At 39.5% G+C, this 12,574-nt stretch carries 8 protein-coding genes; 1 reads left to right on the top strand and 7 read right to left on the bottom strand.

Annotated features, from left to right (window positions below; all coding sequences use genetic code 11):
- From JCM10914_RS26195 to JCM10914_RS26175, 5 genes are read right to left on the bottom strand one after another with little or no spacing between them, the layout of a single operon-like run.
- A complete protein-coding gene (locus JCM10914_RS26195) occupies positions 1 to 2,148 on the bottom strand; it encodes a glycosyltransferase family 2 protein (protein WP_023966717.1) in 2,148 nt (715 codons plus the stop codon).
- 23 nt (positions 2,149 to 2,171) lie between these two features.
- Entirely contained in the window at positions 2,172 to 3,164 is a 993-nt protein-coding gene (locus JCM10914_RS26190; protein ID WP_023966715.1) for a methyltransferase domain-containing protein, read from the bottom strand.
- Positions 3,165 to 3,174: 10 nt separating this feature from the next.
- Positions 3,175 to 5,715, bottom strand: coding sequence for a glycosyltransferase (locus JCM10914_RS26185; protein ID WP_023966713.1), 2,541 nt, complete (start codon positions 5,713 to 5,715; stop codon positions 3,175 to 3,177).
- Positions 5,716 to 5,732: 17 nt separating this feature from the next.
- A complete protein-coding gene (locus JCM10914_RS26180) occupies positions 5,733 to 7,271 on the bottom strand; it encodes an ABC transporter ATP-binding protein (RefSeq protein WP_023966711.1) in 1,539 nt (512 codons plus the stop codon).
- 15 nt (positions 7,272 to 7,286) lie between these two features.
- The gene (locus tag JCM10914_RS26175; RefSeq protein WP_370570283.1) at positions 7,287 to 7,895 is read right to left on the bottom strand and encodes an ABC transporter permease; all 609 of its coding nucleotides are present in this window, start codon (positions 7,893 to 7,895) and stop codon (positions 7,287 to 7,289) included.
- 295 nt (positions 7,896 to 8,190) lie between these two features.
- Here JCM10914_RS26175 and JCM10914_RS26170 point away from each other — a divergent pair, with 295 nt between their 5' ends.
- Positions 8,191 to 10,650, top strand: a complete 2,460-nt coding sequence (locus JCM10914_RS26170; RefSeq protein WP_036720254.1) for an O-antigen ligase — start codon at positions 8,191 to 8,193, stop codon at positions 10,648 to 10,650.
- Positions 10,651 to 10,710: 60 nt separating this feature from the next.
- On the opposite strand, the gene galU is transcribed toward JCM10914_RS26170, so the two are convergent.
- Positions 10,711 to 11,583 (bottom strand): UTP--glucose-1-phosphate uridylyltransferase GalU, encoded by an 873-nt coding sequence (gene galU / locus JCM10914_RS26165; RefSeq protein ID WP_023966707.1) that lies wholly within the window; start codon positions 11,581 to 11,583, stop codon positions 10,711 to 10,713.
- 176 nt (positions 11,584 to 11,759) lie between these two features.
- Positions 11,760 to 12,574: U32 family peptidase (locus JCM10914_RS26160; protein ID WP_036720242.1), on the bottom strand; the 815-nt coding region annotated here is incomplete at its 5' end.

Genomic DNA, 12,574 nt, shown 5'->3' with positions numbered 1-12,574 from the left:
TCATCGTGAGTTTTCAAGATTTTCTACACCGATCCAGCTAGTGCTCGCTAATTTATTTTTAGAATCATTATTGGCTATTTTCAAGAATTTTTTCTTAACTTTATTATCAACCGGATACCATGTCCCTGTAAGGCCAAAGTATCTTTTGAGACTTGTATTATATTTATTAATTTTATCTTCAGTTGTTTTATATATCTCTTCACCTAGTATCATATGAAGATTGTCTGCTACTACAACAGGTATATATTTTTGATGTTCCCCTAGAATCAGACAATATCTTAGGATTAAGTGTCTACAATAGACTACTTCACCATATACTATCAAATGAAGATTACTTCGATTCAACAAAATATTTATTTTAGGATCCAGTCGAGTCTCTGGACTGGTATTATAAAGATTCATTTGTAGTATCCCAACACTTAAACCCTTTTCTATACAAATTCCGATGTCTCTTTCCATTTGCATAACCACGTTAGAATTACGAAAATCTGTAACAAAAATTACATCAAAAAACCTGTTTTCTAGTCCCCTTGTTGGCATCATTGGTTCTGGCACAACAAAAGGTCGATTTTCCTGAGGGAAATCGTATTTTAAACTTTCTGATTTCGAATGATATTCTAGATAATTATCCCGATAGACTCTTCTGGCGCCATATAGTGAACCATTTAATCCGAATTTTTCATCCGACGTCAATGATCCACTTGAGATACGCGGAAATGAAAGCGGCCCTGTATGTAAGTCGATAATTGCGTCAACTCCGAATACTATTTTAATTCTACTAATAAATTCACTGTCGGCACTAAATCTAACACTATCCCAATAGCCAACGAACTGCTTTATTATCTCCCTCCTAAACATCAAAGAAGAGATATTAGGAAATATATTATGCCCAAGCTTTCCTCTCCTATAAAACATTAATTCCTCTGTAATCCTAGCCGCTTGGGATGTATTACCAACGGTTCTCTTATTGCTCATCAAATGTAGTGCCTGTAATTCAACCTTTAATGGATGTGACCAATCATCTGCATCATGACAAGTAACAAATTCCCCTGTAGCAATCTGTAGAGCAAGATTGCGAGCAGTGTAGGCGCCCTTATTTTCTTCTTGCTTTAGAAATCTTATTCTAGCATCCTTACTCATATACTTTTCTATTATTTGTGCGGTTGAGTCAGTACTACAGTCATCTACGATAATAATCTCAAGATTATCCCAAGTTTGATTGATTACTGATTCAAGAGCAGTAGTAATAACGTCCTGAGCGTTATAAACTGGCATAATCACTGTTATTTTAGGCTTATCCACATTCCTTAATTCCGATTGAACATTAGAAACACTCAGACAATCATAATCCTTCTTTCCCTCAATAGAATTAAGACTTATTTTAGGTAATTCATAATAATCAAGAGCTTTGTTAATCCAATTCAATCTTGCTTTGCTATTCTCTTCAAAGTTTGCGGAAGCAAGATATATATTAGGATCTTCATTTATTATAAACGCTTTCCTTAGTGCCTTTTTTGCATCGTCAAATTTGTTCAGTACTTTAAAGCATTCAGCTTCTATAATCGCAGCTAGATAAATTCTTTCTGGTTTTACAACATCATTTAAAGCAACGGGCAGTAGCTCAAGACATTTTTCCGCACCATCAGGAGTCAACTGATTTACATACCATTTAGATAATTCCCATGCTGCTAATCTCCTCATTCTTGGAGAAAATATATTCCCATTCACCAAATCATGTAAATCCCCGATTGCTCTATCGTTAAACCCAAAACAATACAACTTCTCTCTCAAATCTCTAATATGTTTCATTTCATTTTTTGATTCTATAACTACTCCAGTATGTTTAACTTTCTGATCGGTATTTTTCATCAATATCTTATTGATCCATCTTAAAGGTTTAGTTATTCTCCAAGAGTGGCTATTTTCAAGTGAATTGAATTTTTTTTTTGCAATATTTTTCTTTAGCTCAGCTTGGTCAATTTCCCCTTTTAATGTGCTAACTTCAAATTGCAAAGCTTCTAGTTTATTCTTAAGGTGGTCTTCTCTCTGCTTTTCGTTATTAATAAAAGCACGCAACTCAGTTATTTCTTTCTTCATGAATTCAGGATTGTTATCCTCTCTGATATTTTTCTTTAATTTCGCCTCCATTTACTTCCCCCTCTCTAATAAGATTAAAATTTTCTCTTTAATCCTGCCCATAGTCTCCTAGCAGGTTCCGTGAGACGCCATGACTTACTGTTAATTATCCTCATATAAAGCTGATCGTACTTTATCTTTTGTTTTTCGGATAACTGATTCGTTCTCCTTAAGTCTTTTAGTTCTATTTCATATTGCTTTATACCGGATGATATATCCTGATTACTACTTTTTATCTCTTTTAATTTTTCTTTTAAAAAGTAATACTCTCTCCTCAGATTCTCAGCTTCCATTTTTAAATGCAAATCTTCTATTCGGCGATTCATTTTTTCATTAAATTCAAAAATTTCATAAACATTCTTATGTATACTTTCAATAAACCAAGAATGATTCATAGCATTGAATGCGAATGCTTTACTATTGCTGCTGTTTCTCATATTCTTTACTCTTAAACGCATTTTCTTAACATCGAATTTTTCAGAATCAGAATGGTAATAGCAAATAAGTCTATTACTCTTAGAAGAATTAAATAAAGGTTCTTTAACAATTATATGATAACTCGGATCTCTACCTGTCCATAGTGAAAGCTTGTCAAAGTCAACAGGGTCATGTATATGCTCTGCTTCAGAGCTTTCCTCCCACATATACGGTACAGATATCAATACGTTCTTTCCTATGTCGAATAATTTCCTTGCAAAACTAATTGGATCAGGGACATGTTCTAAAACCTGCAGACAAGTAATAAAATCATATTTTTTTGTAGGTTGAAATTGCATGAAATCCATTTCAAATCCCTGTACTCTATCCGAATAATAAGGATTCTCCAAATCAATAGTATGTCTTTGAGGTATCCAATCAAAACTTTCAACATATTCAGCATTTGATGAACCTACATCTATCATACTGTTAGCATCAGCGGCTAATGCCTGGACCATGTATTTTACATATTGGTAATACATCATGTGAGATCTCTTGTCCCAGTATGACGAGCTATACTCTTGATCCTCCTTTAATTTTTCCAGAATCATTAGTTAGTCCTCACAATCTTTTAATATGGCTAGAATAGTCGAAATTTGCAGCTAGAAGTTGTCGAGCTCTCTGTACCTGTATATCGAGTAACATCTCGTTCTTGATTAGTAACCCAATTTTTTCTTGTACTTCATGCGGCTCCGCATAGATAGCCGCTTCTCCAAATAATGAATAATAGCTATACGGTAGAACGACTGGCACTCCCACGGCCATCGCTTCAATAATTACCCTACCAAAAGCCTCTACACAATATGGATGAACATAGTAAACAAACACATCCAACTCTGCTAAAAAATCTTTGGACTCTCTTTCTCCAAACTCCCATACAATCCAATTCCATGGCAATTTGCCTAATGTCTTCTCAGGTACTTTCGCCCCTCCAAGAATATGTATCTCAAACAGTTCTGAATCTGGATATATTTCAAGTAGTTGTTTAGGATCCGAAGGCCATTTTACATATTGATCACGAGAATGCCGACCAATACGTGTTTTAGATCCCTTTCGATGTAACTCTCTCTTCCATTCTTCAATATTAATAATATTAACCCAGTCTTCATCTGCTACGTTTATTGCTGTTAACTCGTCCTCATGATGGTCTGACAGTATCCGTCTTACTTGAGGGCTAATAGGATACCACATACCCCATTGTCCAAAATATTGCTTCAGATGCAACTGACAGCGTTCAATATCATATGCCTCTTGCCCATTTTCCCCATAATCTATTCTGGGTGTCTGATTCACGATGACACATACTCGATCTGCCTTTACCTCGGGAAAATATTTTTGCTTCTCCTGCAATATAGGGGGATGCCTTACAATCAACACATCGCATGTTACGCTTTCGCCATAAACTAAGATTTGAACAGCATCACCATCGATTAGGGACCTGATCTTAGGATTGATGTCCTTAACTCCACTGGCTTTATAACTCGATAATTGGATCAACCCAGTTTTAAGACCTGCATAACGTTGTGCTTTAATTTCTTCCTCATTGGAGGAAGTTGTACCACCTGCTAAACGGAAATCTGATACTATAATGACATCGAAATGTCTACTCTTGTTAACTTCTCCTCTACTAGGTTTCATTGGTTCTGGAATTGGAAATGGCCTTGCTTCCGGCAACATATCATATTTCAATGTCTCCGCTTGATTATGATGAAAAGTGAAACTTTCCACGTACTCTTTACGAGCACCGAAGAAGAACCCATAATACCCGAACGCACCATTTTCCGTTAAAGAAGTAGAACTCACTCTTGGAAAAGATAATGGACCTAGGTTCAAACTTACAACTGAGTCAATTCCGAATTGTTTTCGTATTCTTCGAATAAATTCACCATCTGCTCCAAAACGGACATTATCCCAGTATCCTAAATACTCTTGTACTTCAACACGCCTAAACATCAATGATGACATATTACCAAATATATAAAACCTCTGCTGTTTTCTACGATAAAATAACAGCTCTTCGGTCATTCTGCATTGCTCTGACAAATTACCTACTAATTTTTTATTGCGAATAAGATGCAACGCTTGTATTTCAATCTTTTGAGCATGCGACCAATCATCCGCATCATGGCATGTTACAAACTCACCCGTTGCTATTTTTAATCCAATATTTCTCGCTACATAAGTACCACTGTTTACATCGGTCGATAGAACTATAATTCTACTATCATTATTTGCAAATTGTTTTATGATATTCATTGTGTTGTCGGTGCTACAATCATCAATTATAATGAGTTCTATATTTCTCCATGTTTGCTCTAAGACCGATTTCAGTGCTGTTTCCACTACTTGTTCTGCATTAAAAACCGGCATTATAACTGAAACCTTTGGGATATCTTTTACGTCCATTATTTTAGATCTACTAACCAATGTTATTAACTGATCATAAACAGGCTTAGACTTATCACCACTTACTTGAATCTCAGCCAACCCACTTTGTTTCATAAGTGCATTTATCCAACCCAGTTTCTTCTCTAGTGTTGTTTCAAGATTTGCTGCTGCTAATAGCAAATCAGGATGATTATCTACTTCTAGTTCTTTATTCAAAACGATTTTAGCGTGTTCTTTTTCACCCAGAAAATCTAAAAGTTCAATTTGAAGAATAATACCCTGACGCTTTCTTGTCTTGTTCTTTTCTTTATCTAAATATTCCACTATATGCTTTAAACCAATTTTTGCATCTTCACGAGTTTGTCGGTCAGCATGCCAAAGAGCTAACTCCCACATTGCTTCTCTTCGAGTGTGTGCGTGATTATCTTCATTCGTAGCCAACCGATAGAGCTCTGCATAAGCTGGTCCTTCAAATCCTAAATTTAACATCTTATATTTAATCTGATTAACTTGGTCATGACCACTATATCTTTCTCCGGATACTGCTCTTTTTAATAACTCTTTCATTTTAAGGGGAAGCCTCTTTTTAATAGCCTGCTTTTGCTTATCGGATAGATTTTTGGTTACAAACCAAATTAACGAATCAAAGCCTCGACGTATTAGTTTGCTATTTAGTAAACCTTTTTGAATCTTACGCTTCCATTCTTTATACATTTCAACTGTCTCCATTACTATGCTTTTTTTAGCTTTTGAACATATTCTCTGTAATCTTTAATGACAGCTCTTGGTTCTCCATCCTTCATTACCTGACCTTGGTTTAACCATACTGCTCGAGTACAAACTTTCTCAACAAAGCCCATACTGTGAGATACCACAATAACAGCCTTAGCCATACGAATCATCTCCTGAATCTTCTCACTTGCTTTTTGATTGAACGACAAATCCCCCGCGGATAAGGCCTCGTCTATTATAAAAATATCTGGTTCCAGAAACGCAGCAACACTAAATCCAAGTCGAGATTTCATCCCACTTGAATACTGTTTAACTGGATCATCAATTTTTATCCCTAACTCAGAGAATTTGACAATATTAGAGAAGTTCTCTTGGATTTTCAACTTAGGTATACCAAGAAGCATGCCGTTAAGATATACGTTATCCTTCCCCGTCAACTGACCATTAAAGCCAGTTCCATATCCTAGCAATGCCGTTGTCTTTCCGTTAATGATTAACTCCCCTTCATCAGGAACTAAAATATTGGTGAGCAATTTACATAGAGTGCTTTTGCCCGCACCATTATGCCCTATTATTCCTACAACTTCACCCTCGTATATTTCCATGTCCACATTTTTCAGTGCCCATTTTTCTTCACGATTTACTCGATACGAAATACCGACTTTCTTAGAATTTACAACTATTTTTTCTCCCTTTTTCGTTTCAATTTTAGTAATATCTAGTCCTTTCTTACTAGTGGGGGCCTTGCTTTTTTTTTGCTGTACATTATTTTCATATAATTTTATAATTTCCTGAGGCTCACCTATCTCTCTAACTGCGCCTTGATCAACCCAGATCAATCTACTACAATTCGCTTGAGCAAACTTAAGACTATGAGTCACTATGACTACCATTTTCGCCTTAGCAACCAATTCTTTCATTTTCTCGGCTGCTTTTTGACTAAACTCCAAGTCACCAGTATTTAGTGCTTCATCAAGGATCAGAATTTCTGGCTCTAAAAAAGCTGCGACACTAAACCCTAATCTCGCTTTCATCCCACTTGAATAATTTTTAATTGGTTGATCAAAATAGCTGCTTAATCCGGAGAATTCGTGAATTTCATCAACAAATGAATTGATCTTCTTCTTACTGATGCCCAGCATTGTACCATTTAAGTACACGTTTTCTCTTCCTGTCATTTCTTTATTAAAACCCAGTGCCAATGAAAATAATGCTGAAACTCTTCCATTAACATTTATCTGTCCTTCATCAGGTTGTAAAACCCCCGCAATAAGTTTACAGAGGGTAGTTTTTCCAGATCCGTTTGAGCCGATAATCCCTAGGATTTCTCCCCTATAGCCGACTAAATCTATATTCCTTATTGGCCAAAACACTTTAGATTTATATCCGTTCCGCTTGCCTTTACGAAGAAGCACATTATATAGTTGTGATTTATAATCATCCGGTTTTTGATCCGATTTATATGACACACCAATATTACTTAATGATATGACGATCTCGTCGCTAGAATATTCCTCTTTATTAATTGGGGTATCCATAGAACTAAGACTCCTTTATAATGCCTTTATTATTTTGTGTTCATTTCGATTATAGTAGTAGATTAATCCCGATATCATACACATAGACACTATTCCTATAATCATTAATATCTTAATATTCGGTGTATTTCCATACATAAGGACGTCACGATAACCATTTAAGATATATGACATTGGATTGAACGCTTCTATCCAGTAGTATTGATCAGGAAGACGACTCCCCTCCCAAATAACAGGTGAAGCATAGAACCAAATCCTTAAAATGTGCCCCAATATATTTCCAATATCTCGAATAAACACAGAAATATAAGCTACTAACAAACTAATCGCCAACAAAAAGAACAACTGCACAATTATAACAAATGGCAAGTAAACAATTTCCCAATGGAGAGGAATAGAAAATAATAATAAAAAAGAACCTACCACTACTAAACCAAATACAAAGTTAATCAATTGTGATATAACTCTGGTCATAGGAAATATAGCTTTTGGAAGGTTTACTTGTTGAATTATCGAAGTATATTGAATTATTGATCTGGATGAATTGTTTATTGAAGCATTTGTCCATCTCCATGCTACTTGTCCAATCACTAGATATACCCGTAATTTCCCTCCTCTTCCCATTACAATTACAACTAGGAAATAATAAACCAACGCCCCGAGTAAAGGTCTAATAGCCACCATAAATATCCAAGGTAACTATTTCTATGCTCTGCTTTTAAACCTGATTTCACTAAATAGACCAATAAATCTTTTCGTTTAATAAGTTCTAACAAATACGTTCTCATGTTCTGTTAAGCGCACCTTTCATAAAATGAACAGTTTCTCTAAATTAAGTTTTTTAACACGATTAGAAATGAATATATTCATACTTTATGCTAGAATATTGTCGTATCTACAAGAAAAGGAGCTAAAAATGTTGTCGAATCCAGTATACGGTAAAAAAGCCGCTGAGTCGAGGAAAGGTAAATCAAGATCGGCTTTGTTTTGGGTGTTAATCCTAGGGATTATCCTGTTTCTAGCGTGGACACCTTTCCAGACAGCTTTATTTAACGGACAAATGCTAGAATTTGAGAAACCGATCTTCTGGGCCGCTATATTAGCGTGTCTTTTATTATTTCTATGGATAGTTCAGTATTACAAGAGTTTTCAACTTAAGGAACAACGAGATTGGCTAGCTGTTGGGGTACTTCTTCTGCCACTAACCTACATACTCTCTCTCATCAGCGCAGCGTCTCATGTTCTTGCCATGAACATGGTTATTATTAATTGTATCTATGCGATCATGTTCATTATTGGATTGCATGTCTTTCGTGATAAACTAGGAAATCGGATCATTCAAAATACGATTATGGCAGTTGCTTATATAATCATAGGATTCGGCTTACTGCACTGGTTCGGACAAGGCAAAACGGCTGGTGCCATTGCCAAATGGTTCTCCAATACCGTTATGAACGGTACATATACGCATGCCGTTATGATAGATTCCAATGGCCTGCGTCTAACCTCCGTGTTCCAATATGCCAATACATACGCTGCTTTCCTAATGGCTTTCCTATTCGCTGCTGTGTTCTTCGTAACGACATCACGCAAATGGTTTGGCCAAGCATTCCATAGCTTTATGTTAGTACCAATCATCTTATCCTTGCTCCTGACATTGTCTCGAGGTGGACTAGTCCTTCTCCCCGTAGTGTTTGTGCTGCTATTGCTATTCCTAAAGCCCGCCAAACAATTGCTCTGGATTGTCTACTGTGGAGTTGCTGGAGTGACTTCCTTGATCATCTCTAAATCGGTTACGGAGCTCGGATTGCAGCTAAATGAAACCTTCAGCGGCGGTACTGCTCTTAAAGGCTGGGGAATTCTAATCGGTGCTTCCCTACTGATCGGTCTACTGGGATGGATCATTCAGAGCTTGGTTGCTCCTAAGCTTGAGCGAGCACTAGATTCGTGGTCAATTAAAAAAGCATCCAGCCTCTGGATTCCAATCGGTTCCGTTGTCATCGGCGGCCTCTTCATCTTCCTGTTCATTGGGACTGGCCTGAAGAATATTCTGCCGCAGAACATCAGCGTCCGACTTGAAAACATTAACTTCAATCAGCACAGTGTTCTCGAACGTTTTACGTTCTATAAGGATGCCATGAAGGTACTCGCTGATTATCCAATTATCGGTGCTGGGGGCGGCGCGTGGACTTCCCTCTATGAACAATACCAGAACAACCCCTATACCAGCCGCCAGGCCCATAACTTCTTCTTGCAATATTTAATTGAAGTTGGTATTGTCGGATTCATCATTTTCATTTCGTTTATCCTTTATATCTTCTATAAGTATATTCGTGGATATATCAAGGATAATGAGGCTGCCCGTAACAGCCACTTTTTGTACCTGATTATCGTTCTTTCTATACTCATTCATAGTATCCTGGACTTTAATATGAGTTATGTCTTTATGGGCATTCTTGTATTCCTTGGACTAGGCGGGATGGCCGCTGTCATGGAGAGCAAACCTGTCATCAGATGGAACTTGAAGGATTCAACCGCTAGTGGTGTATACAGTACTGTGGTCGGACTCTGTGCAATTGTGGTACTGATCACCTCGATTCGTTATGTGCAAGCCGCCGATGCGGGTATGGAAGCACGCCGAGTCGTTCAAGTAAGTACCTCCTTTGAGGAGATCAAAAAACCATTGGACAAAGACCTTAGCATTCGCCCAAGCCATCCGGACTCGGTTCTATTATTAACTTCACTATACCAAACAGTGTATTCTCAGAATCAAGATGAAGGTTTCATTAATGCCTCGATTGATCTGTTAAATCATACACTAGATAAAGAACCCTATAATAAAGCTATACTCGGACGGCTTATTGAAGGGTACGAGGTAAAGCAGCTACCTGAACAGGCCTACGATCTTCTATTAAACAACGCCTACAAATTCAAATGGGACATTGAATGGTATGAACAGATCATTAATAAAGGTTATGACCTTGGCTCCAAAGCTTTGGGTACAGGTGATATCGCCGCAAAGAACAACTACTTCACACATGCGACAAAAGCCTTCTCCCAGGTCCAAACAGGAATCCAACATATTTCCACATTGCCAGAAGGGCAACTGCAGGGTCGTGCCTTTGAGAATAGCTCAGATATGATCTTAAATGCAGGAAAAATGTACTTCATGATGGATCAACCCGAACAAGCTTCCTATACTTTAAGAATTGGCATACAGGATGATCTGGAACAAGCAAATCAACAGGAAATTACACGATGGTATCTGGCTGCACTGAGCAAACAAGGCCAGAATGATGATGCCCTGATGGAGAAACTAAAACAAGTGGATCCTAGCGCTGAGCAGAGTGTTCAACAGCTTGCTGCCCTGCAATTCTAGTGAAAAACGGACCGTTTAAGTAGTTTATCTACTTAAACGGTCCGTTTTCCTTCTATAGACTTACTTTACCTTCGTCAATATTCCATTCAAGTACGCCAGTAGATCCTCACGCAAATCCTCGCGCTGTAGTGCATAATGAATGCTCGTCTCGATAAAACCGAGTTTCTCCCCCACATCGTGACGGCTGCCTTCAAAATGAAACGCATGAATAGGATGACGACGTGCCAAAGTGGAAAGGGCATCCGTTAACTGAATCTCGCCATGCATACCAGCCTCTTGCTCCTCCAATAGATCAAAAATCTCAGACGGCAAAATATATCGGCCCATAATCGCCAGATTAGAAGGTGCCTCTTCGCGCGAGGGCTTCTCTACCAATCTCGAAGTCTCATATAACCGCTCAGATTTGCGCTGTCCGTCCACAATGCCGTAACGGTTCACCTGATCCCAAGGAACAGGCTGCACGCCCACGATGGCAGACCGATGCACATCATACACTTGCATCATCTGCTTCAAGCAAGGCACTTCCGACTCCACAATATCATCGCCGAGCAGCACCGCAAACGGCTCGTTACCGATAAACTTGCGGGCACACCATATCGCATGCCCCAACCCCTTGGGCTCCTTCTGCCGAATATAATGGATATCCGCCATGTTGGAAGGTTTACGGACCTCCTCAAGCAGTCCCCACTTCCCTTTCTCCGCCAAATTATGCTCCAGTTCAAATGAAGAATCAAAGTGATCCTCGATCGCGCGCTTGCCTTTCCCTGTGACGATAATGATATCCTCAATGCCGGAAGCTACGGCTTCTTCAATGATGTACTGGATCGTCGGCTTGTCGACTATAGGAAGCATTTCCTTCGGCATCGCCTTCGTTGCGGGTAGAAACCGGGTGCCAAGTCCCGCTGCGGGAATAATCGCTTTGCGAATGTTCATCGTGTCCCTGTCACCTCTTTCAGTACGATTTAATGACGTCTAACACACATCAATGTCATCATAGTACCATACAAATGACAGCATTTAGGAGAAAGTTTCACAAACGTCAGACATTTATATTAAGATAACAAAAAACAAGCCAGTTCACACGGACTGGCTTGTTCCTTTACTTCGATCTATTTCACCAACTGCCCGCGCGTGACGCCCAGCTGGTTCGTTGCTTTCAGTTTCTTCCACACTTGCGTGCCGCTGATCTCCCCACGCAGTGCACGGTTGTAGAGATCAATGACCTCATGCACCTGCTCCGGCGTTTCTTCCAGGAACTCGACGCGATAGCTGGACACGCCCAGCTCCATGAAGTTCGCCAAATATTCAGCGCCGGACTGTTCGATCGCATTGTAGACCGTATTGCGGCAGCCCTCGTCTACGCGCACCGGATGCGACATGCCGATCCGGTCTTGCAGGGACACGCGGCTCTCCTCGCACGGGCGACCGCAGTTCGTGAAGTCCGTTCCTTCACTCAGGAACGTGCAGTACACGCAGTGCTCGGTATGGAACATCGGCAGATGCTGATGAATCACGACCTCCATCTTGGACGTGTCGGCCTTCCCGAGCAGATCGACCATCTGCTGAATGTTCAGGTCATACGAAGGCGTGACGATGTCACAGCCGACTTCGGTGAACAAGTCAACCGCTTTGTGGTTGGCGATGTTCAGGGAGAAGTCGCCGATCAGCCGCGGATGCGCAGCATCCGGGTTCTCCATCCGGTGGCGCAGGTAGAAGTACAGCGCGCCGGTGTTGCGCACTAAGACGGCGTCCGGCTTCAGGCGCAGGATATTATTGTGATAGCCGTTCTCGCCCGGCATATGAATGCGCGGCGTAGCCAGGGCTATCTGCTTGCCGGCTGCACGTACGGCTTCCACCGCTGCCGGGAACTGCTTGATGAACTCGAAGTCGGCGTAGATCATCTCAACGCCGGCCGCCAGCGCAG

It is taken from the genome of Paenibacillus sp. JCM 10914 (genome assembly GCF_001315105.1).
Classification (GTDB): Bacteria; Bacillota; Bacilli; order Paenibacillales; family Paenibacillaceae; genus Paenibacillus_AQ.
The sequence above is the reverse complement of the archived record's forward strand: the minus strand, read 5'-3'. Positions and strand labels throughout refer to the sequence as shown.

Excerpts from the sequence above, each read along its gene's own strand:
- JCM10914_RS26190 (WP_023966715.1), bottom strand. The coding sequence starts at position 3,164 with ATGATTCTGGAAAAATTAAAGGAGGATCAAGAGTATAGCTCGTCATAC.
- JCM10914_RS26185 (WP_023966713.1), bottom strand. The coding sequence starts at position 5,715 with ATGTATAAAGAATGGAAGCGTAAGATTCAAAAAGGTTTACTAAATAGC.
- JCM10914_RS26195 (WP_023966717.1), bottom strand. The coding sequence starts at position 2,148 with ATGGAGGCGAAATTAAAGAAAAATATCAGAGAGGATAACAATCCTGAA.
- JCM10914_RS26180 (WP_023966711.1), bottom strand. The coding sequence starts at position 7,271 with ATGGATACCCCAATTAATAAAGAGGAATATTCTAGCGACGAGATCGTC.
- JCM10914_RS26175 (WP_370570283.1), bottom strand. The coding sequence starts at position 7,895 with ATGGGAAGAGGAGGGAAATTACGGGTATATCTAGTGATTGGACAAGTA.
- galU (WP_023966707.1), bottom strand. The coding sequence starts at position 11,583 with ATGAACATTCGCAAAGCGATTATTCCCGCAGCGGGACTTGGCACCCGG.